We start from the raw sequence: 23,744 nt of genomic DNA on the forward strand, positions 1-23,744 counted from the left end.
TAACATAGCCGTATGATCAAGTGACATGCTCACCTCCTAATAGGTCGATGTTGCCCGCCGAAATGCCGGCAGACCGGCGTTTCGGGAAGGGCGAGACCTGTGAATTCCCCGTATGTGCATGCGCCAAATCCGGCGAGGGATTGACAGCGATGCAGGGATGTGAAAATTTTTGCACACAAAGATAATAATATCATCTCAGGGAGGAGATGTCTTGAAATCCGGCGGAGCCGCTAACCGCGATCATGAGTCCAGCCTCGCCACCCGCGCGGCCTGGCTTCACTATGCCGGGGGGCTGACGCAGGCCCAGGTGGCCAAGCGGCTCGGCCTGACCAGCCTCAAGGCGCATCGGCTCATCACCCGGGCCACCCAGGATGGCCTTGTCAGGGTAATCATCGACGGCGATGTCGGCGAATGCATCGACCTCGAGCAGCAGCTGATCGATGCTTACGGGCTGGATTACTGCGAGGTCGTTCCTGATCTCGATCAGGACGAGCTGCCGCTGAAGGCCCTTGGCATCGCCGGCGCTCAGTTTCTGAAGCGGGAGATCGATCGCGGCGAGGACATGCTGATCGGCGTCGGCCATGGCCGTACCCTTGCCGCAAGCGTCGAGTATCTGACGCGCACCGCCGCTGCCCATATCCGTTTCGTCTCGCTGCTTGGCGGCGTGACGCGCAAATTCGCGGCCAACCCGCACGATGTCATGCATCGGCTGGCCGAGCGGACCGGCGCGCAGGCCTATGTGATGCCGGTGCCTTTCGTCGCCAACACCGCCGAGGACCGTGAAGTGCTGCTTGGCCAGCGCGGCATCAGCGATGTCTTCGACCTCGCAAGCCGGTCCGACCTGATGTTCGTCGGCATAGGCACCGCCGAACGGGAAGCCTCGCTGGTCGCTACCGCCATGATCGAACATTCCGAAATCGATGAGGTCAAACGGGATGGCGGCGTCGGCGAGCTGCTCGCCCACTTCTTCGACGACAAGGGACGCCCGGTGGAAACGGCGCTGTCGGACAGAATCCTGGCGCTTCCGCGGGACCAGTTGAAGGGCCGTCGGATCGTCGCAGTCGCCGGCGGCAAGGTGAAAATACGCGCCATCAAGGCGGTGCTCGAAAGCCGCTATCTGAGCGGGCTGATCACTGACGAGTCCACCGCCCGTGCCCTTGTCGAACAGAACAAACCCAATGGTGCGAAGCGCCATGTGAACGGAGGATCGTCAAATGCGTGACAAGCGCGGATCAGCCTTGCCGGCGGTTGCGTCATGAGCGCGAAGGCCGCCCCCGCACCAACCAGGCCGGCTTCGCCCGGCTTGCGTCGGGTACTTGCCGGCGCTGCGGTTGTCGTCCTGCTCGGCGCCATGGCGCTCGACACCAACGTGGTCAGGATCGGCTCTGCCGGCGATGTCCGCAGCGCCGTCTTTTCCGCCGCCGACTACGGCAAGTCGGAGTTTCCCAAGGTGCAGGCCGATGTCGAAGCGCGTGCCGCCGACGCGGCAACGGTGGCGACGGCGATCACCAAGGACAGGGCAACGGCGGAAAAGGAATACGGCGTGCCGGCGGGCGTTGGGCCGGTCATCTCGGTGAAGTTCACCGGCGTCGTCGGCGAAGGAAAATCGGGCATCTACAAAGTCGCCGTCGAAGGTGTGCCGGACACGCTGATGATCCGCGTGCAGACGGGACCGGCGATCAACGGCACCGAGCTTCGCGACGCCACCGGCAAGATCACATTCGGCCAGTTCACCAACCAGATCGAATACCAGGACGCCGGTTCGGCGCTGAACAACGAGATGAAGAAGGAAATCCTGGCCAAGGTCGATACGAGCACCTTGACCGGCAAGACCATATCGGTGGTCGGCGCATTCAAGCTGGTCAACCCGAAGAGCTGGCTGGTCACTCCGGTGAGGCTGGAGGTCAAATGAGCGCGGCTGCCGACACCGGACCCGCGAATGGCGACGCCGTGCTTTCGGCGCGCAACATCGTCATGTCGTATGGCGGCGTCCATGCACTCAAGGGCGTCAATTTCGACATCCATCGCGGCAAGGTCACCACGCTGTTCGGAGAAAATGGCGCCGGCAAGTCGACGCTGATGAAGATCCTCTCCGGCGTGGTCACGCCGACATCCGGCGACATCGTGCTCGACGGCAATCTCGTCAGTTTTTCCTCATCCTCGGACGCACGCGATCGCGGCATCTCGATCATTCACCAGGAACTGAGCCTGGCGCCCAATCTCAGCGTTCGCGACAACATCTTCATGGGCCGCGAACTGCGCACCAGGACCGGCCTCGACTTCGCCGAAGAATCGCGCCAGGCGCGCGCGCTGATGGCTGATCTCGAAGAGGACATCGACCCGATGACCCTGGTCGAGGATCTGCGCCTGGGCCAACAGCAGATCGTCGAGATCGCGCGGGCGCTGTCGGTCGATTCGCGCATCCTGATCATGGACGAGCCGACCTCGGCGCTCAGCGCCACAGAGGTGGAGGTGCTGTTCAAGGTGATCCGCGATTTGACCAGCCGCGGCGTTTCCATCGTCTACATCTCACATCACCTCGAAGAGGCGCTGCAGATCACCGACTACGCCGTTGTCCTGCGCGACGGGGCGATAACGGCGACGGCTGAAGCCAGAAACATCGACCTCGAGTGGATCGTCCGCAACATGGTCGGCGAGAACTTCGATCTCGGCTCGCCGCCGACCGGCCATGCGTTCGGTGAGGTCGCCCTGTCGATCGAGGATGTCAGCGTCGTCGACACTTCGGGCTCGGGCTATTCCGTCGTCGACCACCTGTCGCTGGATGTCCGGGCAGGCGAGATCGTCTGCATCTATGGGCTGATGGGCGCCGGGCGCACGGAATTGCTGGAAGCCGTCGCCGGACGGGTGCCGATGGCGGGCGGCCGCGCGCTTCTGGAAGGCGAGGACGTTTCGGGACTGAGCATTGCCCAGCGCATCTCCAGAGGTCTTGTGCTGGTCCCCGAGGACCGCCAGCGCGACGGGCTGGTGCAGACGATGACCGTCGGCCGCAATCTCTCGCTGGCCAGCATCGAGGCGTTCGCCAAGGGGCTGTTTCTGTCCCGTTCCAAGGAGGGTGGGCTGGTCGAGGATTCGATCCGCAAGGTGACCATAAAGACCGCAGGCGGCAATGCCATGATCGGATCGCTGTCGGGCGGCAATCAGCAGAAGGTCGTCATCGGCAAGATGCTGACGACCAACCCAAAAGTCATCCTTCTCGACGAACCGAGCCGTGGCATCGATGTCGGCGCCAAGGCCGAGGTCTTCCGCTTGCTGAGCGAACGCGCCGCGCAAGGGCTTGCGGTCGTCTTCTCGACCTCTGAGGTCAACGAATGCCTCAGCATTGCCCACCGCATCGTCGTCATGCGGCGTGGCAGGATTTCAGCTGAATTCGGCGCCAACGCCACCAAAGAGCAGATCATGGCCGCCTCTGGCGAAGCCGTGGTCGCCTGATCACCAGAATTTCGGAGCCCAGACCAATGACCGACGTCAGCCAGGCCAGAAAACAGTCCAGTCCAAGCGCGGGCGGCGAAGGCTTCGATCTCGCCAAGCTGCTGCTCGAGGGTCGCGCTTTCTTTGCCCTGATCGTCATCATCGTCGTGTTCTCGATCCTGTCGCCCTACTATCTCTCGGTGGCGAATTTCCTGACCATGGCCTCGCATGTCGCCATCTTCGGAATCCTCGCGATCGGCATGCTGCTCGTCATCCTCAATGGCGGTATCGACCTGTCGGTGGGGTCGACGCTGGGCTTGGCCGGTGTCGTTGCCGGGTTCCTGATGCAAGGCGTGACGCTGACCTGGCTGGGTGTCGTTCTCTATCCGCCGGTCTGGGTGGTCGCGGTGTTGGCCTGCATGCTCGGCGCCGTCGTCGGACTGATCAACGGCGTGCTCATCGCGCGCTTCAAGGTTCCGGCTTTCGTCGCCACGCTCGGCGTCATGTACATGGCACGCGGCCTGGCGCTGCTGATGACCAGCGGCCTGACCTATAACAATCTCGGCGGCAAGCCCGAGCTCGGAAACACCGGCTTCGATGCGCTTGGCTTCAACCGCCTGTTCGGCGTGCCGACGGGCGTCGTGGTTCTCGTGGTCATCGCGCTCATTGGCAGCATCGTCTTGAACCGCACCGCTTTCGGGCGCTGGCTCTACGCCTCGGGCGGCAACGAGCGCGCGGCCGAACTCTCCGGCGTTCCGGTCAAGACGGTGCAGATTTCCGTCTATGTGCTGTCGGGCATCTGTGCCGCCATCGCCGGCCTGATCCTGTCCTCGCAGTTGACGTCGGCTGGACCGACCGCCGGCACCACCTACGAACTGACGGCCATCGCGGCCGTCGTCATCGGCGGCGCGGCACTGACCGGCGGGCGCGGCAACATCCGCGGAACCCTGCTTGGGGCCTTCGTCATCGGCTTCCTGTCCGACGGTCTGGTGATCATCGGCATCTCATCCTACTGGCAGACAGTGTTCACGGGCGCGGTCATCGTGCTCGCCGTGCTCCTCAATGCCGTTCAGTATCGCCGCCGTAGCAAGCTCCCAAGCGCGTCAGGTGGCCAACCGACTTCTCAGAAACGGGGGAAGGCCGAACCGGCCAATCCTGCCCAAGGGAAGACTGCCAGGTGAACTGGCAGCAACACCGCGTAATCATTGGAGGAATGTACATGAAAACCATGCTGAAAAGTCTGCTCGCCGCCGCGATGGTCGTCGGGTTCACGGCCGCCGCGTCAGCCGCGGGCCTGATCTCGATCATCGTCAACGATCCGGCCAACCCCTACTGGCTGACCGAGGGCAACGTCGCCAAGGCCGAGGCTGAAAAGCTTGGCTATACGGCCAATGTCGGTGCCCACAAGGGCGATACCAATACCGAAAGCAATTTGATCGACACCGCCATCACCAACAAGTCGGTGGCGATCATCCTCGATCCGGCCAACGCCGACGGCTCTGTCGGTGCGGTGAAGAAGGCGATTGCAGCCAACATCCCGGTGTTCCTCGTCAATGCCGAGATCAATCAGGAAGGCCTCGCCAAGGGTCAGCTCGTTTCCAATAACGCGCAGGGTGCTGCTCTCGGTGCCCAGCAGTGGGTGCAGGCCGTCGGCGAAAAGGGCAAATATGTCGAACTGCTCGGCGCCCCGTCTGACAACAACGCCGCCACGCGCTCGAACGGGTACGCGACTGTGCTGAGCCAGTACCCGGATCTCGAAAAGGCTGCTTCGCAGGTCGCCAACTGGGATCGTACCCAGGGCCACGACAAGATGCAGAGCATGCTGCAGGCCAATCCCGACATCATCGCCGTGATCAGCGGCAATGACGAGATGGCGCTTGGCGCGGTTGCGGCGCTGAAGGAAGCCGGCAAGCTCGCCGGCATCAAGGTCGGTGGCTTCGACGGCTCCCCGGATGCGGTTGCGGCGATCAAGTCCGGCGAACTGCAGTACACCGTGCTTCAGCCGGTCGCCATCTTCTCGGCCAAGGCCGTGCAGCAGGCGGATTCGTTTATCAAGACGGGTGCCACCGGTGCGGCGACCGAGAAGCAGCTGTTCGATTGCCTTCTCATCACCAAGGACAATGTCGACAAGTACACCGCACCCTTCGTGTTGTCTGAGTAATACCTGTACAGGGGGTGTCCTTGCGGACACTCCCTGCCTCTTCTACGAAATGACTGCCCTCGTGAACCGCCTTCGCAACCAACCGGAATTTGCGGCATGAAAGACCTGCTGATCGGCATCGACGCGGGAACGTCGGTGATCAAATCGATCGCTTTCGACCTGTCCGGGCGGCAGCTCGCCATGACGTCGGTGCCCAATAGCTTCGTCACGCTGGAAGGCGGCGGCGCCGAGCAGGACCTCGACCAGACCTGGCGCGACATGGCGCGGACCGTTCGCGATCTCGCGGCCAAGGTTCCCGACCTCGCGCAACGAACCGCGGCGGTGGCCATCACCGGGCAGGGCGACGGAACCTGGCTGATCGATGGCGACGGCTTGCCTGTCTCGCGCGCCTGGCTGTGGCTTGATGCCCGAGCTGGACATCTGGTGGACGAGATGCGCGCCGATCCCCGGGATCGCAGGCGGTTCGAGCTGACCGGCACGGGGCTGAATTCCTGCCAGCAAGGCGCCCAGCTTGCCTTCATGAAAAAGAACCATCCCGACATGCTGGAGCGGGCGGCGACCGCACTGCATTGCAAGGATTGGCTCTACTTCAAGATGACGGGCGAACGCGCCACGGATCCCTCCGAGGGAACCTTCACCTTCGGCGATTTTCGGTCGCGCAGCTATTCCGACGAAGCCCTCGACATCCTGGATCTGACGACGCATCGCCGCCTGTTGCCTCCCATGCTCGAAGGCACCACCGACCATCATCCGCTGTCGCGATCGGCGGCGGCAGAGACTGGCCTGCTCGAAGGCACGCCGGTGGTGCTGGGTTACGTCGATATGGTCATGACGGCGCTCGGAGCCGGCCTCTATGATCCCTCGGGCAATGTCGGCTGCACGGTCATCGGCTCGACCGGCATACACACACGCTTTGCCGCCACTCCCGACGATGTCGTGCTGAACGACGATGGCTCCGGCTACACGATCGCCATGCCTATTCCAGGCGCCTTTGCACAATTGCAATCCAACATGGCGGCGACGCTCAACATAGACTGGGTGCTTGGCCTTGCGCGCGACGTGCTCGCGACGGCTGGCGGCAAGCCTTCTCATGACGAGTTGCTGAAGGCCCTCGACGCTTGGGTGGAAGCATCGGAGCCTGGTTCGCTGATCTACCAGCCCTATATATCGCTGGCCGGTGAAAGAGGACCGTTCGTCGATCCTGACGCACGCGCTGGCTTCATCGGCCTTTCGGTCAAGCACGGCTTTGGCGATCTGGCACGCGGCGTCCTCGAGGGACTGGCCTTCGCCGCACGCGATTGCTACCAGGCGATGGGCGCCGTGCCGAGCGAGATCCGCCTGTCGGGCGGCGCCGCGCGCAGCCCCTCCCTACGCCGCATCATCGCGGCGGCGACCCGGGCGCAGGTGCGCACCAGCAGTCGCCAGGAAGCCGGCGCGGCAGGCGCCGCGATGATGGCGGCCGTCGGCCTCGGCGTCTATGGCTCGATGGAAGACTGCGCCGCCGAATGGGTGACGCCGCTTCTCGGCGACTGCGATGCCTATGACGAGGCGCTTTCGCATACCTACGATGCCCTCTTCCCTTCCTTCGTTGCAGCGCGTCAGGCGCTTCGGCCGGTGTGGAAGGGCATGGCGCACCGCACAGGAGCAAGATCTTGAGCAATACAACAGATGTCGTCGATCTCTTCGTGATCGGCGGCGGCGTCAATGGAGCCGGCATAGCGCGTGATGCGGCAGGTCGCGGGCTGTCCGTCATCCTGTGCGAAAAGGACGATCTCGCGCAAGGCACGAGCTCGCGCTCCGGCAAGCTGGTGCATGGCGGCCTGCGCTACCTCGAATATTATGAATTCCGGCTGGTTCGCGAAGCACTGATCGAACGCGAGGTGCTGCTCGAGGCAGCGCCGCACATCATCTGGCCGATGCGCTTCGTTCTTCCGCACAGCCCGCAAGACAGGCCGGCATGGCTGGTCCGGCTCGGGCTGTTTCTCTACGACCACCTTGGCGGCCGTAAACGCCTGCCGGGGACACGAACACTGAACCTCAGGACTGCGCCGGAAGGCGCGCCGATCAAGGACGAATTCAAGCGCGGTTTCGAATATTCCGACTGCTGGGTCGACGATGCGCGCCTGGTGCTGCTCAACGCCCTGGATGCCAGGCAGCGCGGTGCCAGAGTGCTCACGCGCACCGCCTGTGTCGCGGCCCGCCGCGAAAACGGACTATGGTCGATCGACATGCAGGATGGTCGCACGGGTGCGGTGACGAAGGTCCGGGCGCGGGCGCTGGTCAACGCGGCCGGGCCGTGGGTCAACGACATTGTCAGCCGAGTCGCCGGGCAGAACTCCACCCGCAATGTTCGCCTGGTGAAAGGCAGTCATATCGTCGTGCCCAAATTCTGGGAGGGGCGGCAGGCCTATCTCATCCAGAACAACGACAAGCGAGTGATCTTCGTCAACCCCTACGAGAACGATCTGGCGCTGATCGGCACGACCGACATTCCCTACGAAGGCAGGCCCGAGGAAGTGGTCGCCGAGGCAAGCGAAGTCGATTACCTGATCAAGGTGGTCAATCGCTATTTCAAGCGACAGCTGACGTCACAGGACGTGGTCCATAGTTTCTCAGGCGTGCGTCCGCTCTATGACGACAATGCCGACAATCCAAGCGCGGTGACGCGCGACTATATTTTCGAACTCGACGCCTCCAATGGCAACGCGCCGCTGCTGTCGGTGTTCGGCGGCAAGATCACCACCTTCCGCAAGCTGTCGGAACATGCGCTGGAAAAGATCCAGCCGTTTTTTCCGATGATGAAGAAAGCCTGGACGGCCAAAATCCCCTTGCCGGGAGGCGACCTGCCCAATGCGGACTTCGAGCAGTTCCTGAGCGATCTGCATTCCGAGTTTTTATGGCTCAGCCCGTCGCTGGTGAAGCACTACGCTCGAAGCTACGGCACCCGTGCCAGGCAATTGCTCGCCGGCGCACAGCGCGAGGCGGATCTCGGCCGCCGCTTCGGTCCCGACCTGTATGAGCGGGAGGCAAGGTTCCTGGCCGAGACCGAATGGGCCGGCACATCAGCCGATATTCTGGAACGCCGCACCAAACATGGCCTGCATCTCAATGCGGCCGAGCGGAAAGCATTCGAAGACTGGTTCGATAACATCATGGCGACGGCAGACTGATGGCCTTCACGCTTTCCCTCAACACCAATCCGCTGGTCAACCGTTTCGCCGATCCGGACGATTTGATCGACGCGATTGCCTATGGCATCGGTATCCGCGACGTGCAGCTGACGCATGAATTCGTCAATCCGGGCTGGCCGGCGGCAACGATTGCCAAATTCCTGCGCCTGTTCGACAGGGCGCTTTCGCGGACCGGCGTGCGGATCACCTCCGGCATGACCGGACCTTATGGCCGGCTCAATCACTTCGGCCATCCGGACGCGGATGTCCGGCGCTACTATGTCGACTGGTTCAAGACCTTCGCCGATATTTCCGCGGAACTCGGTGCGTCGGGCATGGGCACGCAGTTCGCCATCTTCACCCACAAGGACTTTGACGATCCGCAACGGCGGGCAGTGCTTCTCGATATCGCCCTCGAATGCTGGCGCGAGGTGGCCGAACACGCCAAGGCGGCGGGTCTGACATACCTGTTCTGGGAGCCGATGTCGGTCGGCCGCGAGTTCGGCCACACGATCGAAAGCTGCGCCACGCTGCAAGGCGCCATCGACGCGGCGAAGCTGCCCATACCGATGAAAATGATGGTCGACATCGACCATGGCGACGTCACTTCGCCCAACCCTGCCGACACCGATCCCTATGCCTGGGCGAAAGCGTTTCCCTTGCAATCGCCGATCATCCACATCAAGCAGTCGTCGATGAATAAGGGCGGGCACTGGCCGTTCACGGCCGCCTACAACAAGGATGGCCGCATAGTGCCGCAGAAGTTGCTGGACGCGGTTCGGCAGGGCGGTGGAACCGACAATGAAATTTGCCTTGAACTTTCCTTCAGGGAGAGGGAACCAGTCGACCATCAGGTTATCGAGATGATCCGCGAGTCGGTGGATTTCTGGGCGCCTCATATCGACAGCGGTCGCGACAGTCTCAAGCCTCGGGCTTGAGTGAAATGCTGGCTAGACGCCGGCACCGATGGTGGCCAGGAAAAACGCGCGTTGAAGGAGAAAAGAATGACCCCATATTGGGTCGGCACGAGCTGGAAGATGAACAAGACGCTTGCCGAGGCGCTGCAGTTCGCCGATGCGTTGGCGGCCTTCGTGCCTGACTTCGATCAGGCGATACAGCCTTTCGTCATTCCGCCGTTCACCGCCGCGCGCCAGGTCAAAGCGGCGCTGGCCAACACCCGCGTGAAAGTCGGCGCCCAGAACATGCATTGGGCCGACGCCGGTGCCTGGACGGGAGAGATCTCGCCAGTGATGCTGAAAGACTGTGGGCTGGATGTGATCGAACTCGGCCATAGCGAGCGTCGCGAGCATTTCGGCGAAACGGACGCGACTGTGGGACTGAAAACGGCGGCCGCTGTCAGGCACGGGTTCGTGCCGCTGATTTGCGTCGGCGAGACGTTGGCTGAGCGTGAATCAGGCCGCGCCGAGGCGGTGTTGACGGCACAGGTTCTCGGCGCGCTGCAAGAGCTGAGCGGCGATCAACTGAAGGCTGAAATCCTCTTTGCCTACGAGCCCGTCTGGGCGATCGGCGAGAAGGGCATTCCCGCCAGCGCCGACTATGCCGACAGGCAGCAGGCGCTGATCAAGCAGGTTGCCGCCGACCGGCTGCCGGCTGCCCCGCCTGTGCTTTACGGCGGCAGCGTCAATCCCGGCAACGCGGCCGAACTCATCGGCCAGCCGCATATCGATGGCCTGTTCATCGGCCGCTCGGCGTGGCAAGCGGAAGGCTATATCGACATTCTGAAAAAGGCGTCGGCCGCCATCGCGCGCTGACCGCTAAAAGACCAAGCAAAGGAGCTCATCATCATGAAGATCGCACTCGGAGCCGACAGCGCCGGCAAGCCGTTGCTCGACGTCATCGCCAAGCATCTCGCCACCAAGCCGGAACTGCAGGTCGTCGACCTAAGCCAGGCCGGATTCTACGCCGATATCGCCGCCTCGGTCGGCCACGAAATTCTCGACGGCAATTACGACCGGGCCATCCTGTTTTGCGGCACCGGCATCGGCGTCAGCATCTCCGCCAACAAGGTCCCGGGCATTCGCGCCGCATTGACCCACGACACCTATTCCGCTGAGCGCGCCGCCAAGTCCAATAACGCCCAGATCATCACCATGGGCGCCCGCGTCATCGGTCCCGAACTGGCGAAATCGATCGCCGACGCATGGTTGGCCTCGGAGTTCGATCCGAATGGCCCCTCCGCCACAAACGTGCAGGCCATCGACAAGCTCGACGCCAAGCGCTGAGGCGCGGAAGGCCCGTTACTGATCAGGTGGTCAAGGCGACCCGCATCGCCTCGATCACGGTCACGGCGGAGGCGGCGCCCGGGTCCATGTGGCCAAGCGAGCGTTCGCCGAGGCGCGATGCCCGGCCCTTGGTGGCGACCATCGACTTGGTCGCCTCCGCGCCGGCGTTTGCCGCTTGTGCAGCAGCTTCGAGACTGCCCGCCAGATCCTTGCCGGAGGTCAGCGCTTCGCCCGCCGCCTGCGCAGCCGGCGCCCATGCATCGATCATCGTCTTTTCGCCTGGCTCGGCCTTGCCGCGATCCTGAATGCCTTTGGCCATCGCCTGGAACAGAGTGACCACGTCCGCGTCGTCGAGCGTCGTCTTGCCCTTGACGGCTGCCGCGGCGCGCATGAACGCGGTCGCATAGAGCGGACCGGAGGAGGCGCCAACCGCATTCAGGAACGACTTTGCCGCCGTGTTCAGCAAGGTGGTCGGATCAGTGGCCTCGGTGTCCAGTGCGGCGACTGCATCGCGTGCCGCGGAAAATCCAAGCTCCATCGCGATGCCGTGGTCGGCGTCGCCGATAACTCCGTCAAGCGCGCATAGTCGGTCCCTGTCGGCCGACATGGCGGTTGCGATCGCCGCGAACATCGCGACAAGGCGGGCGGTGTCGATTGTCGTCATGTCTTAGTCCTTGCCACAGAAGTGGGTTTAGCCGGCGCGAAACATGGCGCAGTCGCAGGGGTGGTCCAGCATCGTCTGCAACTCGCCGTCCAGCCGATGCAGAGTGATCGAGGCCCCGGCCATTTCGAGCGAGGTGCAGTAATTGCCGACCCAGCTTGCGTGTATGGACACACCGATCTCATCGAGCCTCTGCTTCACGCGCCGGTTCATGATGTAGAGTTCCATCAGCGGCGTCGAGCCCAGCGAATTGACGAGCACCGCGACCTTGTCGCCGCGCGCCGGCGCCATCTCGTCGAGAATCCTGTCCAGCATCTCGTCGGTGATCTCGTCGGCTGTTTTCAACTTTTCGCGCGCGATGCCGGGCTCGCCGTGGATGCCCATGCCGATCTCCATCTCGTCCGGGCCGATCTCGAAATTCGGCCGGCGGGTCTGCGGCAGCGAACAGGGCGACAGCGCCACGCCCATGGTGAAGGTATGGTCGTTGGCCTTGCCGGCGACGCGCTCGCATTCGTCGAAGGACAACATCCGGTCGCAGGCGGCGCCGGCCGCCTTGAAGATGAAGAAATTGCCGGCGACGCCGCGCCTCTTGTGCCGCTGGTCGCGCGGTGCCGAGGCGACGTCGTCGGTGCTCAGCACCGTGCGCACCTCGATGTCGTCCATGGCGGCCATCTCGGCCGCCATGTCGAAATTCATCACGTCGCCGGCATAATTGCCGTACATGAAGAGCACGCCGGCGCCGCCGCTGACTGCCTTGGCGCATTCGAGGATCGGGTCCGGCGGCGGCGAGGCAAAGACATTGCCGATGGCCGCAGCGTCAGCCAATCCCTTGCCGACAAAGCCGAGAAAGCTCGGCTCGTGGCCCGAACCGCCGCCAATCACGAGGCCCACCTTGCCCTGGCGCGGTCCGTCGCGGGCGATGATGGAGCGTGGACTGCCGTCCACGCTTTTGAGATGGCGGGGATGCGCTGCCAGGATGCCTTCCAGCATCTCGTCAACGGCGCGGTTGCCATCGTTGATGATCTTCTTGGTCTGCACCCGACGTCCTCCCGATTTCGGCATTTTCGCAGATAGTACCGGGTGTTACCGGGATTTCCACCCGGCAAGGCGCATTTCGCGTGTTGAAGTGCTCTCGCACAGCGGCTCCTGAAATCCAGGTGTCGGCTGGTTCAAGTGCCGAGGCCGTCGCGGATGGCTGAGAAATAGCGATCGGTTCCGACCTGGCCGCCCTTGAGCGCGACCTCCAAGCCGTCGATCGCCTTGACGCGCGAGTGGGCAACGCAGAGCGGCGAGCCAGGCGAAGCGGGCAGCGGCATGCGAATTGTCAGGGCATCGACACCCATCTCGCCGAGTGCGTGGCTCGACGTGTCGCCGCCGGCAATGACCACGCGCCGCAAATTCTGTTCGATCGTCAGGCTGCGAAGGATTTCTCCAAGGCCGCGGCCAAGCCTGTGGCGGGCGCCTTCCTGCCGGTCGATTTCGGCGCCCCTGTCGGCATCGGGGCCAAGCGCGGTGTAGAGGATGACGCTGCGCCCGGCTTGCAGACTGGCACGGCCGCTTGCCGTTGCGCGCGCGATCGCCTGCTGCGAAGACTCCGAAACCAGCTCGACGGGATCGACCTCGATGCCGTCGAAACCGTCGGTCAGGGCATGCCGGATCTGCCGCTCGGTGGTCGGCGAACAACTGCCCGACACGACGGCTATCCGCTCGGCTGCGCCCGGCGGCGTAAAACCTTGTCCAGCGCCGACAATGTCATTCGACGCCCATTCGGCCAGCAATGCATACTCGACCCCGGACGAGCCGACGACAAAAGAACCGCCTGGCTTGCGAACGCGCCAGATCTCCTTGCCGGCCAGAGCCTGCGTTTCCAGATTGTCGACATCGAGAAGCACGATGGGGGTGCCGTTTCCGGTCAGGCGATCGAACGCGGCCGATCGCGACGCGGACTGCAGCGTTGCAAGGTCGATCAGCCCGGAGCTCAGCGCCGTCTGCCGCGACAGATGGATCAGGAGATCGGCCTCATCCATCGGCGTCGTCGGATGGCGGCTCATCACAGGGTGGCGATCGATGCGGAAATATTGGTCGCGATAGGCGGCGAATAGATGGCCGAAGGCGGTGTAGCGCTTGAGCTGCGGCGCGCCGACCAGCAGCGGCACACTATCCTGCGCGAACACCGAGCGGCCGACCTCGATGGCCCGGCCGATGCTGCCGACCGTTGGGCTGGAATCGAAGGTCGAGCAAACCTTGTAGTGGCAGATCGCGGCGTTGAGTGTCTTCAGCCAGGCAAAGGCATCGCGCAGATGCATGTCCATCCACTGCGGCGTCTCGCTGCGGCTGGTGCCGGCGAGGCCGATCGCCCGGCAATGGGCAAACCGCGAAAGCAAGGCATCGTCCGGCTGGCGCATGAACAGCACGGTCGGCACGCCGCCGAGCTCAAGCGCCTCCATGACATCGGTCGAGCCGGTCAGGTCGTCGCCATAATAGCTGAGAAGCAGGTTCTGCATGGCTTCAGGCTGCCTTGCCGTCGCCGAATTTTTCGATCGACCGCGCCAGTTCAGGGTGGTTCAGGGCGAAGTCGGCAAGCGGAATGCCGTCGACCGCCGCCTGCCAGGCTTGCTGCACGGCACGCACGCCGGCGCCCGGCCCGTCCGGATGGCTGACGATGCCACCGCCGCAGAGATAGAGAAGATCGACGGTCCGGCCGGTCCGCGCATATGTCTCGGGCGCCTGCCCGCCCCACTGGCCGGAGCCGGCGACCGGCAAGGCGCAGTCCTCAGGTGAGAAGATCGGCGTCGTCACCGCCTTGAACGACTCGACGAAGGAGTCATCCGGCTCCCAATATTTCGAGGCGATGCCGTTGATCTGGAATTGGTCGACGCCGAGCAGTCGCCAGAATTGCTGCCAGACCTTGAAGCCCATACCTAGCCCGGGGTGCCGGGTGAGGATGTCCCAGCCGTTGCGGTGAGCATGCAGCACCAGACTGGAGCGCTTCCTCAGGAACGCCATGCCACTGAGCCCGATCGAATTGATGTTGACAACAGCGCAATTGCCGCCGGCCTTCGCCACCAGATCGTGGTTGCGCATCATCTCATCCGGGTCGGCATGCGAAATGCCGAAGGCATACATCACTTTCTTGCCGGTCTTCTGCTTATGGTCGAGGATCAGCGGCATGATTGCCTTCACCCGCTCCGACAGCGGCGAATAGGCCGGGCTCATCAGCTTCTCGTCATCCTTGATGAAATCGACGCCGGCGGCGATCAGTTCCGCCACCATTGCCGCCGTCTCGTGCGGCCGCAGCCCGAGCGCCGGCTTGACGATGGTGCCGATGATCGGGCGGTCCGTCACACCGGTCAGTCGGCGGCTGCCGGCGACACCGAACTGTGGGCCGGGATGCGCGCCGCGAAAATCCTCCGGCAGCTTCATGTCGACGACGCGGATCCCGGTGAGGCCCTTGATCGAATAGGTGCCGCCGATGGCGATGGTCATCAGCGCCGAAAGGTCGGTGCCGATGGCATCGAACGGAAAGGCGATGTCGACATCGGCGCGTTTGAACGGCCCGCTGCCGTCATCGGGAAGTGACGGCCGCTCGGCATCGGGCAGAGGCCGGATCGCCAGCACGCGCGCCGCCACCCGGGCCTTCAGCTCTTCGGTCTCGCCGGGCAGCGCGACGAAGGTGCCGGTCGACTGGTCGCTGGCGATCTTGGCGGCCAACGCTTCGATGCTTCCAGGCGTTTCGATGCGATAGGTGAGGGTGATCATGGTCTGCTGTCTTAAGCCGAGGCGTTCGAAAAAGGTTCACCGGTGTTCTAAATCTGGTATAATGAGTACATAAGTATTGCAAGGCATATCCGGCTAGAAGTTTTAGGCAGATCGACAGGCGGCAATTTCCGGGAAATGTGGCGGCAGTGTTAGATAGGGCCGGCTCAAGGGAGTGATTCGCGACGATGAACCGTTCGGAACCGATTGTCCGGCGCAAGCTTTCCGACGAGGTCTTCTTGCGGCTGAAGCGCCTGATCACCAGCGGCGAATTGATGCCGGGTGACGACATGCCGTCGGAGCGCGAACTGATGGAGCGCTTCGAGGTCGGCAGGCCGGCGATTCGCGAGGCGATGCAGGCGCTGAGCAATATGGGCCTGGTCGCGATCTCGCATGGCGAGCGCGCCAAGGTGCTGCAGCTCACGGCAAAGTCGATCATCAAGCAGGTCGATGGCGCCGCCAAGATCATCCTGTCGTCATCGAAGGACGCGCTTGAGCACCTGAAGACCGCGCGCATCTTCTTCGAGCGCGGCATGGTCAGGGAAGCCGCCGAAAAGGCCACCGCCGAGGATGTGCAGCGCCTCAGGGCCACCGTTGCCGAACAGCGCGGCTTCCGTGGCGATTCCGAAGCCTTCATCTCCGCCGACATGAAATTCCATACCCAGATCGCCGCGATCTCAGGCAATCCGATCTATGTCGCCGTTAGTGAGGCGATGCTCGGCTGGCTGAAGGAATACCACACCGAAATGCTGATCTGGACCGGCAAGGAAAAGTTCACGCTGACCGAGCACGAAGAGATCATCGGCCGCATCGAGAAAAAGGATGCGGATGGCGCCGAGAAGGCGATGATCAAGCATCTCGAACGCTCGCGCGCGCTCTATGTGATGAATTCCGAAAAGTAACTTCAGCCGAGCCGGGTGATCGCGTAAGGCGTCATCACGAGATGGCCGCGGCCAAAAGCCGAAATGTCGACCGGCACTTCGTCCGCCGTCAGGTTCGCCAGCCACGCGATTGTCTTGCCCGAGGCGGAGCGCCCGGCCAGCGCCAGCACCTTGGTCTCATCGCTCGTCCTTGCCGACACATGCGCAAGGCCGGCCAGTTCGCAAAGCCCCTTGATGGCCCTGAAGAGCGGCCGGGGTGTTCCTTCCGCGACGGGTTCTCCAAATGACGCCAGCACGCCGAACGGTCCGGTGAAGCTGGAGAGCGTGAGCTGTTCCAGCCCAGCGGGCGCGATGCGCGCGGCATAGCCGATCGTCCATGCCGCCGCGAACTGGCCGGCATGGCGCGGGTCTCGGTCGGCCATGGCGATGCGCTGTCCCCCGGGATTGGGCTTGGTCGCGCCGCCATAGGGGTTCTGCCGCATGGCAATCGTCGATGGTCCGATCCGATAGGGTTTCGCCCCGAAGATCGCCCGCGCCGATTGGGTGATGAAAGGCAGCGCCTCCAGCGATTGCATGATGCTGAGATCGTCGGCGGCATGCACGATCGGGCAGGTGCAATGGGTGACGAAATCGAGCTGGTCCGCCGGCACGCGCTTGCGGTTGAGCTCGGTGAAATAGCTGAACATGCCGCCGCCGAGGCGGATATCCGAGAACGCGCGCCGCGTTGCGGCATAGATCTCCTCGAGTGGCGGACAGTCCGGCCACGCGCTGCCCGGCGGAGTCGACTGTCGGTCGACCGACGGCGACACGGCAATGGCCGAGAGTTTCAGCCCGGCCTCGCGCACCAGATTGGCGACGCCAGACATCTCGGCGTCAAGATCGCCGGCGCAGGCAACGACGCATTCGAGGGTCGTTTCGGCTGCGTAGGCAGTTGCCAGTCGGGCGAAAGCGCGCAAGGCGTCGAGCCCGTGGCCACGCGTCGGATCGTAGTGAAACAGCAGCTGTTGTGGGCCGAGTGCCGCCAGCGTGGAGAGGTTCGCCAGCGCCGTCTCGACATCCTCGGGATAGATGACCACGCCGACATCGGGCAGCCTTGGCCCGACCTCGCCGAGTCCAACGCGGACCGGTTCGCTGGTCACGGTGGCAGCCGGTGCTTTGCCTTCACCTGCGATGCGCAGGCTGATCGTCTGGCGCAGGGTTTGGCCGGCAGGCAGCACATACGGCCATGGCAGCGCCAGCGGCCGCACATAGGTCTTGTAGGATGCGTCAGACCAGTTGCGCTGGTCCTCCATTTCGAAAGTATCGCCTTCCATCCGGCATTCGGCGGTGACGCCAGGCCGAACCTGATGGGTGATGGCGCGGATATCCTTGAAAGGCTGCCAGCGGTCTATCAGTTCGGGAAGCTTTGTCGCCTCCACGCTGCCGTCCGTATGCTCGACCTTGACCGGGCTGCCGGCGAGGTCGGCGATAGGATGCAGGATGCAGAAGCCGCAGCGGTTGGTTTCGAAATCGCTTTCGGGAAGGGCGCTGACCTCGAAGGCCAGATGGCTATCGGCAGAGCCTTTGATGGTGGCGCGGAAGCCGAGCCGGCTTCCATCGGGGGCCAGGCAGCTTGCCGAATAGCTGACCGAAAAAGCGTCGGCCGCCTGGTTGATGATCAGGTCCGTCAAATTTGGCTCATAGGTGCCCCAGTCGCGGTCACGCACGATATAGGCGATGGCGCGCAGCACCTCGGTGCCGCCATGCCGGATGGTGCGCAGATTGCCGTTGACGAAGTCGGCGCTGAGCGCGCCTGCGCGTAGCCTGATTGGTTCGGCCTCGACGGCATGCGTTCCGTAGAGCAGGAATGCGTCGGCGGTCATTTAAGCAAGGCGTCGAGCTGCACCGGTTGCCGGCTCGCGGCACCGGTGTAAGCCGCCTCGACCAGTGCGAACGTCTTGAGATTGTCGGCGCCCGAGGTCGCCGGTTCGATTCCCTTCGCCAGGCAGTCTACCCAATGCTGCTGGATGGCGACGACGCTTTCCTGAATGTTATGCCAGGGCCGCGACGCCCATGGCAGCAGCGGCGGCGAGACGTCGGTGACGACCGTGCCGTTCTTGCCGGTGACGGTGAGCCGGTATCCCTGCGCCAGCCGGATCGTTCCGTCGCTGCCGTCGATCTCGATCAGCGTCTCGGGAAACGGCTCGGTGGCAAGCTTCGTCGCATAGCTGCAGTCGACCACGGAGGTCGCGCCGCTCTTGTGGTCCAGAAGCATCGTCGCCACATCCTCGCCCGCGATACTAGGATTGACGCGGGCGGTTCGCGACGTGATGGTCGAGACGTCGCCGAGCAGGAAGCGGGCGATATCGAGGATATGGATGCCGAGGTCCTCGATGATGAAGCGCTTTCCCGTCGCTAGATAGGGCTGGCCGGAAAACACGTCATAGCCGGAGCGGAAGGAGATGCGCCCGAAGAAAGACGTGCCGATCTCGCCGCTGTCGAGCACGGCGCGCACCGCCTGGATCGGCGACTGCCAGCGAAAATTCTCATGCACCATCAGCGGCACGCCGGCTTCCGCGCATGCCCCGACCATTGCCTTGGCGTCGGCGAGCGTCGGCGCGAACGGCTTTTGGCAGATCACCGGAACGCGATGAGCGGCCGCCATTTCGACAAGCGGACGATGGCTGGGCGCGGTGGTGGCGATGTCGACGAAGTCCAGGCTTTCGCCGGCAAAAAGTTCCGCCGCATCGGTATAGCGCTTCGCTATGCCGAACTGGTCGCCGACGATCTTGAGCCGTTCCGGGTCACGGTCGCAGATAGCAACGATCGAAGCGCCCGCAATGCCGCGCCAGGCGTGCATCTGGTTGACGGCAAAGAAGCCGCAGCCGATCAGCGCTCCACGCAACTCCGCCATGCTCAACCCGCCTTCGCCATCTGCATCAAGGTGACGCGCTGTTGAAGCCGGCGTTGTGCCTGGTCGACGACAACGGCGACGATGATGACGAGACCCTTGATCACCATTTGCCAGAACGAACTCACACCCATCATCACCAACCCGTCCGAAAGAATGCCGATGACGAAGGCGCCGACGATGGTGCCGCCGATCGTGCCGCGCCCGCCCGACATCGAGGTACCGCCGAGCACCGCCGCCGCAATGGCGTTGAGCTCGAAACTTTCGCCTGTTGCCGGATGCGAGGCCATCAGCTCGGACGAGATGATCAGGCCGACGATCGCCGCGCAGAAACCGGAGAACATATAGACGAACATCTTCACCATGTTGACACGGACGCCCGAAATCCGCGACGCCCGTTCATTGCCGCCGACGGCGAAGATATGGCGGCCGAGCGGTGTGTATTTGGCGAGATAGGCGGCTCCCAGTGCAACGACGATCAGGATCCAGATCGCCACCGGCAGGCCAAGCAGCCGGCCTGCACCGAGGAAACCGAAACCGGTGGTGCCAAGCTCCGGCTTGCCGACGAGGTTGGGAAAGGTGCGGCCATCCGACGACAGCAGCGCCAGGCCGCGCGCGACATAGAGCACGCCAAGCGTGGCGATGAACGGCGCGACGTTCAGCCGGGTGATCAGCAAGCCGTTGACGGCGCCGATCAATATGCCGACGGCAAGCGTGATCAGCGCGATCTCGAAGACGTTGAAATAGATGGTGTAGCCGATCTGCAGGTCGATGCCATTGAGCACGAGATAGCCGGCCACCATGCCGCACAGGCCGACGATCGAGCCGACCGAAAGGTCGATGCCGCCGGTGATGATGACGAAGGTCATGCCCATCGCCAGGAACGCGTTCAGCGCCACGTGCTTCGACATCAGGATCAGATTGGCGGTCGACAGGAAATTCGGCGCCGCGATCGAGAAGAAGATCAGCACGGCGATAAGCGCGATGAAGGTCCTGAGCTTCATCAGCGTCAACAGCACGGAGCCGCTGGAAGCGGAATGAGCGGCCGCCTTGGCTGGGATGTCAGTCATGGGCGGTGCTCTCCGTGTGTGGGACCGGTCCGTGGCCAAGCGCCGAAGCAGCGACGAGTGCCGCCTCCGTCGCCTCGGCACGGTCGAACATGCCGGTCAGTTTTCCGTTGCTCATCACCGCGATGCGGTCGGACAGCGCCATCACCTCATCGAGGTCGGAGGTGGCGAACAAAATCCCCAATCCGTCGCGGGACAGTTTGCGCATGGTGCGGAAGACGTCTGCCTTGGCGCCGACATCGATGCCTCGGCTGGGTTCGTCCATTAGCAGCACCTTGGGTTCGGTGAGCAGCGCCTTGCCGATCACCACCTTCTGCTGGTTGCCGCCCGACAGCGAAGACACTTCCTGCGCCGGGTCGGCGACCTTGATCGCCAGTTCCCGCACCATCTGCGTCACCGCCTGCCTTTCGTCGGCGCCACGGATATGGAACAGGCGGGCAAATCGCGACAGGCTGGCTAGCGTCAGATTGCTGGCGACCGAGAGGATCGACACCAGCCCTTCGCGCTGGCGATCCTCGGGGATCAATGCCAGGCCACGCCGGATGCGCCGCGTCGTGTCGCGCTCCTTGACCTTTTTACCGCCAATGAAGATCGCGCCTGTCGAATGGCCGTGGCGGCCCATGATGCAGTCGAACAATTCGCTGCGACCGGCGCCCATCAGGCCGTAGATGCCGAGGATCTCGCCGGCGCGCAGCGACAGCGAGACATGGTCGACGGCAAGCCCGCCGATAGCGCGCGGCAGGCAGATGTCCTCGGCTCGAAAGATCTCCTCGCCCGGAAGATGGCCGTCAGCCTTGGCGAAATCCTTGGCGTCGGAACCGATCATCTGGCGAACGATCCATTGCGTGTCGACGTTCTTCATCTCCTCCTGGCCGGTGATGCGGCCGTCGCGCAGCACGGTGATGTAGTCGCCGATGCGGATCAGCTCTTCCAGCCGGTGCGAGATGTAGACGATGGCCACGCCGCGCGCCTTGAGGTCGGCGATCACCTTGAACAGGATCTCGACCTCCGCAGCGCTCAGCGCCGAGGTCGGCTCGTCCATGATCAGGATTCGCGCATCGAGCGAAACCGCCTTGGCGATCTCGACCAACTGCTGCTGGCCGATGCGCAAATCCTCGACCAGCATGTCGGGCCGTATGCCGGCTTGCAGGCGTTCCAGAAATTCAGCCGCACGGCGCTCCTGTTCCTTGCGGTCGATCTTGCCGAAGCGGTTGGTGATCTCCCGGGTGGCGAAAATATTCTCGGCGACGCTCATGTTGCCGAACAGGTTCAACTCCTGGAACACCATGCCGATGCCACGGTTCACCGCATCACCGGATGACGAGAAGGAAACCTCTTCGCCTTCCAGCAGGATGCGGCCGGCGGTCGGCCGTTCCACACCGGCGATGATCTTCATCAGCGTCGACTTGCCGGCGCCGTTTTCACCGACCAGCACGTTGACCGCGCCCTTGCGCACCTCGAAATTGGCGCGCTTGACCGCAACGGTGCCAGAATAGACCTTGGAGACGTCCTCCAGCTTCAGGATGATTTCGCGCTCTGCTGTCGCGCTCATGGCTTCGGCCCGATCTCTGCCTCCGCCGGCGTCACCAGCGGCAGGTCCTGGCCGCTCCCCAGCGTATAGGCGCCCAGCACTTTGGCACTGCGGCCTTCCAGCGCCTCGCGCGGCAGCTTGGACAGCACCGTCTTGTCGGTGTAGCTGTTGAACGCCTTGCCGAACTGGGCGAAGTCGATCTGGTTGGTGAAGTCGTTGAACTGGATGAAGTCCAGGCTGTCGCGCAGCGCGGTGCCGCGCACCGCCGGTCCGATCTGCACCCGTGCATCGGCCTTGCCGTCGCCGTCGACATCGACGTCGACGGTTGCCGCCCGCGACTGCGTGTTGGCCGCGACGATCTTGCCTTCCAGGCGAACCGCGAAAGTCCAAGGCGAATTCGCCTGCTTGTTCGGATTGCCGTATTTGGCGCCGGCAGCCGATGGATCGGTTGTCGCCAGGGTGTGAACCTGCGCAAACGGTCCGGCTTTCTGCTGGAGATAGGGCACGACCTTTGCCGCCCATGTCTCTTCGACCATCTTGTCTGGATTGAAGGCGGGAGCGTTGTCTCCGGCTTCCGATTTCGTAGGCAGGATCTTGCAGGCGGTCAGGCTGATGCCGACCATCACGGTAAGGATCGGCCAGTTCGGCTTGGTGTTCAGCATGGCGGCCTGTCGTTCAGCATCGTGGGCGGCCCACGGAAAATGGCGGCAAGGGGCGAAAACCGATGTTCGCCCCTCGCTATTGAAATCACGCTGACTCAGTTCGTCAGCGCGAAGGTCTCCAGCTTGGCGGCATTGTCGCCATTGATCAGAACGCAGTCCATCAACTGCTTTTCCTTGGCCGGCGACTTCTTGTTCTTGATGAAGTCGTTGGCCTGCTCGACCGCCATCTGCGCCTGCGCGAAGGCCGGCTGCAGCACGGTTGCCTTGACACCGCCGGCGGTGATGGAGTCGCGCACGTCGTTCGATCCGTCGAAGCCGACGACGATGACGTCCTTGCGGTTCGCCGCGGCAAGTGCCGCATAGGCGCCCATCGCCATCGTGTCGTTGCCGGAGATCACGCCCTTGATGTCGGGGTTGGCCTGCAGGATCGATTCCATCTTGGAATAGGCTTCCGTCTGGCTCCAGTTGGCCGACTGCTGGGCAACCATCTTCAGGTCCGGATAGTCATCGATGACGTCGTGATAACCCTTGGAACGAATGCCGGCATTGGTGTCGGATTCCTTGCCGACCAGTTCGACGAAATTGCCCTTCTCGCCCATCAGTTTGACGAACTCCTGCGCGCCGAGCTGGGCACCCTGGTAGTTGTTGGAGACGATCTGCGCCACGGCGACGCCGGTGGCGTTGATCTCGCGGTCGATCAGGAAGGACGGAATCCCTGCGTCCTTGGCCTTTTGCACGGCGGCGACGGTGGCGTCGGCGCCGGCATTGTCGAGGATGATCGCCTTGGCGCCGCGGCCGATTGCGGTGTCGATCAACTCGGACTGCTTGTTGGCGTCGTCGTCATGGACCAGCACCAGCGCCTCATAGCCGAGTTCCTTGGCCTTGGCTTCGGCGCCGACGGCTTCCGCCTTGAAGAACGGATTGTCGTGCGAGGGCGTGATGATGGCGATGAGATCCGCCGCGTAGGCGGGCACGGCCGTGCCAAGCGCCAGCATGCCGGCGAAAGCCGCAAGCGTCATTCTGCGTGTGAGTTTCATGAAGTCCTCCCGTTTGAAAATTGCCTTGATCGGCCAATGGCTTCGTCTGCATCCGAACTCGTCAGGCAGCGCGGGCCGCGGATCGCTTGGGTCAAAAAACCGTTGCCGGCTTACCCCAGGCGGATCGTTGCTCCCCAGCCATCCTCCACTCGCCAGGCTTCGAACTCCCTGCGAAACCCTGTCGATCCGAGCCATGAACAGCTAAGCCAACTGGTATGATGAGTCAACCACTAATTCAGGTGACATGTACCTGATG

The 23,744-nt window shown here is 63.2% G+C and carries 21 protein-coding genes; 11 read left to right on the forward strand and 10 right to left on the reverse strand.

Translation table 11 applies throughout. The features are described from left to right. Nucleotides 1-211 precede the first annotated feature (211 nt). The 10 genes from NKJ37_RS00130 (at nucleotide 212) to derI (ending at nucleotide 11,003) form a co-directional block, all read left to right on the forward strand. The gene (locus tag NKJ37_RS00130; RefSeq protein WP_352772157.1) at nucleotides 212-1,222 is read left to right on the forward strand and encodes a sugar-binding transcriptional regulator; all 1,011 of its coding nucleotides are present in this window, start codon (nucleotides 212-214) and stop codon (nucleotides 1,220-1,222) included. 33 nt (nucleotides 1,223-1,255) lie between these two features. Further along, nucleotides 1,256-1,912 (forward strand): DUF2291 domain-containing protein, encoded by a 657-nt coding sequence (locus tag NKJ37_RS00135; protein WP_127296544.1) that lies wholly within the window; start codon nucleotides 1,256-1,258, stop codon nucleotides 1,910-1,912. Further along, nucleotides 1,909-3,450 (forward strand): sugar ABC transporter ATP-binding protein, encoded by a 1,542-nt coding sequence (locus NKJ37_RS00140; protein ID WP_352440100.1) that lies wholly within the window; start codon nucleotides 1,909-1,911, stop codon nucleotides 3,448-3,450. The genes NKJ37_RS00135 and NKJ37_RS00140 overlap by 4 nt, the downstream gene beginning before the upstream one ends. A 26-nt stretch (nucleotides 3,451-3,476) precedes the next feature. Next, a complete protein-coding gene (locus tag NKJ37_RS00145) occupies nucleotides 3,477-4,610 on the forward strand; it encodes an ABC transporter permease (protein ID WP_128302320.1) in 1,134 nt (377 codons plus the stop codon). Between the two features lie 38 nt (nucleotides 4,611-4,648). After that, nucleotides 4,649-5,590, forward strand: a complete 942-nt coding sequence (locus NKJ37_RS00150; protein ID WP_013533072.1) for a D-ribose ABC transporter substrate-binding protein — start codon at nucleotides 4,649-4,651, stop codon at nucleotides 5,588-5,590. 96 nt (nucleotides 5,591-5,686) lie between these two features. Continuing rightward, the gene (locus tag NKJ37_RS00155; protein WP_128302321.1) at nucleotides 5,687-7,246 is read left to right on the forward strand and encodes an FGGY-family carbohydrate kinase; all 1,560 of its coding nucleotides are present in this window, start codon (nucleotides 5,687-5,689) and stop codon (nucleotides 7,244-7,246) included. Beyond that, a complete protein-coding gene (locus NKJ37_RS00160) occupies nucleotides 7,243-8,760 on the forward strand; it encodes a glycerol-3-phosphate dehydrogenase (protein WP_128302322.1) in 1,518 nt (505 codons plus the stop codon). The genes NKJ37_RS00155 and NKJ37_RS00160 overlap by 4 nt, the downstream gene beginning before the upstream one ends. Beyond that, on the forward strand, nucleotides 8,760-9,698 hold the full coding sequence (locus NKJ37_RS00165; protein WP_023808905.1) for a sugar phosphate isomerase/epimerase family protein: 939 nt from the start codon (nucleotides 8,760-8,762) through the stop codon (nucleotides 9,696-9,698). The genes NKJ37_RS00160 and NKJ37_RS00165 overlap by 1 nt, the downstream gene beginning before the upstream one ends. Nucleotides 9,699-9,764: 66 nt before the next feature. Next, entirely contained in the window at nucleotides 9,765-10,532 is a 768-nt protein-coding gene (locus NKJ37_RS00170) for a triose-phosphate isomerase (RefSeq protein WP_023808904.1), read from the forward strand. Nucleotides 10,533-10,565: 33 nt separating this feature from the next. Further along, nucleotides 10,566-11,003 carry a D-erythrulose-4-phosphate isomerase gene (gene derI, locus NKJ37_RS00175; RefSeq protein ID WP_013533067.1) on the forward strand — a complete coding sequence of 146 codons (438 nt, stop codon included), beginning with the start codon at nucleotides 10,566-10,568 and terminating at the stop codon, nucleotides 11,001-11,003. Between the two features lie 22 nt (nucleotides 11,004-11,025). Here derI and dhaL read toward each other — a convergent pair whose 3' ends face one another. From dhaL to oiaX, 4 genes are all read right to left on the reverse strand, one after another. Continuing rightward, nucleotides 11,026-11,667 (reverse strand): dihydroxyacetone kinase subunit DhaL, encoded by a 642-nt coding sequence (dhaL, locus tag NKJ37_RS00180; protein WP_023808903.1) that lies wholly within the window; start codon nucleotides 11,665-11,667, stop codon nucleotides 11,026-11,028. Between the two features lie 27 nt (nucleotides 11,668-11,694). Beyond that, the gene (locus tag NKJ37_RS00185; protein WP_023808902.1) at nucleotides 11,695-12,702 is read right to left on the reverse strand and encodes a dihydroxyacetone kinase subunit DhaK; all 1,008 of its coding nucleotides are present in this window, start codon (nucleotides 12,700-12,702) and stop codon (nucleotides 11,695-11,697) included. Between the two features lie 131 nt (nucleotides 12,703-12,833). Beyond that, nucleotides 12,834-14,168, reverse strand: a complete 1,335-nt coding sequence (locus tag NKJ37_RS00190; protein ID WP_023808901.1) for a four-carbon acid sugar kinase family protein — start codon at nucleotides 14,166-14,168, stop codon at nucleotides 12,834-12,836. 4 nt (nucleotides 14,169-14,172) lie between these two features. After that, nucleotides 14,173-15,423, reverse strand: coding sequence for a 3-oxo-isoapionate-4-phosphate decarboxylase OiaX (gene oiaX, locus NKJ37_RS00195; RefSeq protein ID WP_023808900.1), 1,251 nt, complete (start codon nucleotides 15,421-15,423; stop codon nucleotides 14,173-14,175). Nucleotides 15,424-15,608: 185 nt separating this feature from the next. On the opposite strand from oiaX, the gene NKJ37_RS00200 reads away from it, so the two are divergent. Beyond that, on the forward strand, nucleotides 15,609-16,322 hold the full coding sequence (locus NKJ37_RS00200) for a transcriptional regulator NanR (protein WP_352772162.1): 714 nt from the start codon (nucleotides 15,609-15,611) through the stop codon (nucleotides 16,320-16,322). Between the two features lie 2 nt (nucleotides 16,323-16,324). Here NKJ37_RS00200 and apnL read toward each other — a convergent pair whose 3' ends face one another. The 6 genes from apnL to NKJ37_RS00230 all read right to left on the reverse strand — a co-directional run bounded on the left by apnL (nucleotide 16,325) and on the right by NKJ37_RS00230 (nucleotide 23,488). Next, nucleotides 16,325-18,163, reverse strand: a complete 1,839-nt coding sequence (gene apnL, locus NKJ37_RS00205; RefSeq protein ID WP_352772164.1) for a D-apionate lactonase — start codon at nucleotides 18,161-18,163, stop codon at nucleotides 16,325-16,327. Beyond that, nucleotides 18,160-19,194: a Gfo/Idh/MocA family protein gene (locus NKJ37_RS00210; RefSeq protein ID WP_352609306.1), complete on the reverse strand. Its 1,035-nt coding sequence runs from the start codon at nucleotides 19,192-19,194 to the stop codon at nucleotides 18,160-18,162. The genes apnL and NKJ37_RS00210 overlap by 4 nt, the downstream gene beginning before the upstream one ends. 2 nt (nucleotides 19,195-19,196) lie before the next feature. Further along, nucleotides 19,197-20,261 carry an ABC transporter permease gene (locus tag NKJ37_RS00215; protein ID WP_023808896.1) on the reverse strand — a complete coding sequence of 355 codons (1,065 nt, stop codon included), beginning with the start codon at nucleotides 20,259-20,261 and terminating at the stop codon, nucleotides 19,197-19,199. Further along, nucleotides 20,254-21,810, reverse strand: a complete 1,557-nt coding sequence (locus NKJ37_RS00220) for a sugar ABC transporter ATP-binding protein (RefSeq protein ID WP_023808895.1) — start codon at nucleotides 21,808-21,810, stop codon at nucleotides 20,254-20,256. The genes NKJ37_RS00215 and NKJ37_RS00220 overlap by 8 nt, the downstream gene beginning before the upstream one ends. Beyond that, a complete protein-coding gene (locus NKJ37_RS00225; protein WP_352609307.1) occupies nucleotides 21,807-22,451 on the reverse strand; it encodes a DUF2291 family protein in 645 nt (214 codons plus the stop codon). The genes NKJ37_RS00220 and NKJ37_RS00225 overlap by 4 nt, the downstream gene beginning before the upstream one ends. Before the next feature lie 95 nt (nucleotides 22,452-22,546). Beyond that, on the reverse strand, nucleotides 22,547-23,488 hold the full coding sequence (locus NKJ37_RS00230; RefSeq protein WP_352609308.1) for a D-ribose ABC transporter substrate-binding protein: 942 nt from the start codon (nucleotides 23,486-23,488) through the stop codon (nucleotides 22,547-22,549). Nucleotides 23,489-23,744: the final 256 nt, after the last annotated feature.

The organism is Mesorhizobium sp. M0140 (assembly GCF_040322475.1).
Taxonomy (GTDB): Bacteria; Pseudomonadota; Alphaproteobacteria; order Rhizobiales; family Rhizobiaceae; genus Mesorhizobium.

Excerpts from the sequence above, each read along its gene's own strand:
- NKJ37_RS00135 (WP_127296544.1), top strand. The coding sequence starts at position 1,256 with ATGAGCGCGAAGGCCGCCCCCGCACCAACCAGGCCGGCTTCGCCCGGC.
- NKJ37_RS00140 (WP_352440100.1), top strand. The coding sequence starts at position 1,909 with ATGAGCGCGGCTGCCGACACCGGACCCGCGAATGGCGACGCCGTGCTT.
- NKJ37_RS00145 (WP_128302320.1), top strand. The coding sequence starts at position 3,477 with ATGACCGACGTCAGCCAGGCCAGAAAACAGTCCAGTCCAAGCGCGGGC.
- NKJ37_RS00150 (WP_013533072.1), top strand. The coding sequence starts at position 4,649 with ATGAAAACCATGCTGAAAAGTCTGCTCGCCGCCGCGATGGTCGTCGGG.
- NKJ37_RS00155 (WP_128302321.1), top strand. The coding sequence starts at position 5,687 with ATGAAAGACCTGCTGATCGGCATCGACGCGGGAACGTCGGTGATCAAA.
- NKJ37_RS00165 (WP_023808905.1), top strand. The coding sequence starts at position 8,760 with ATGGCCTTCACGCTTTCCCTCAACACCAATCCGCTGGTCAACCGTTTC.
- NKJ37_RS00170 (WP_023808904.1), top strand. The coding sequence starts at position 9,765 with ATGACCCCATATTGGGTCGGCACGAGCTGGAAGATGAACAAGACGCTT.
- derI (WP_013533067.1), top strand. The coding sequence starts at position 10,566 with ATGAAGATCGCACTCGGAGCCGACAGCGCCGGCAAGCCGTTGCTCGAC.
- dhaL (WP_023808903.1), bottom strand. The coding sequence starts at position 11,667 with ATGACGACAATCGACACCGCCCGCCTTGTCGCGATGTTCGCGGCGATC.
- NKJ37_RS00190 (WP_023808901.1), bottom strand. The coding sequence starts at position 14,168 with ATGCAGAACCTGCTTCTCAGCTATTATGGCGACGACCTGACCGGCTCG.
- oiaX (WP_023808900.1), bottom strand. The coding sequence starts at position 15,423 with ATGATCACCCTCACCTATCGCATCGAAACGCCTGGAAGCATCGAAGCG.
- NKJ37_RS00200 (WP_352772162.1), top strand. The coding sequence starts at position 15,609 with ATGAACCGTTCGGAACCGATTGTCCGGCGCAAGCTTTCCGACGAGGTC.
- apnL (WP_352772164.1), bottom strand. The coding sequence starts at position 18,163 with ATGACCGCCGACGCATTCCTGCTCTACGGAACGCATGCCGTCGAGGCC.
- NKJ37_RS00210 (WP_352609306.1), bottom strand. The coding sequence starts at position 19,194 with ATGGCGGAGTTGCGTGGAGCGCTGATCGGCTGCGGCTTCTTTGCCGTC.
- NKJ37_RS00215 (WP_023808896.1), bottom strand. The coding sequence starts at position 20,261 with ATGACTGACATCCCAGCCAAGGCGGCCGCTCATTCCGCTTCCAGCGGC.
- NKJ37_RS00220 (WP_023808895.1), bottom strand. The coding sequence starts at position 21,810 with ATGAGCGCGACAGCAGAGCGCGAAATCATCCTGAAGCTGGAGGACGTC.
- NKJ37_RS00225 (WP_352609307.1), bottom strand. The coding sequence starts at position 22,451 with ATGCTGAACACCAAGCCGAACTGGCCGATCCTTACCGTGATGGTCGGC.
- NKJ37_RS00230 (WP_352609308.1), bottom strand. The coding sequence starts at position 23,488 with ATGAAACTCACACGCAGAATGACGCTTGCGGCTTTCGCCGGCATGCTG.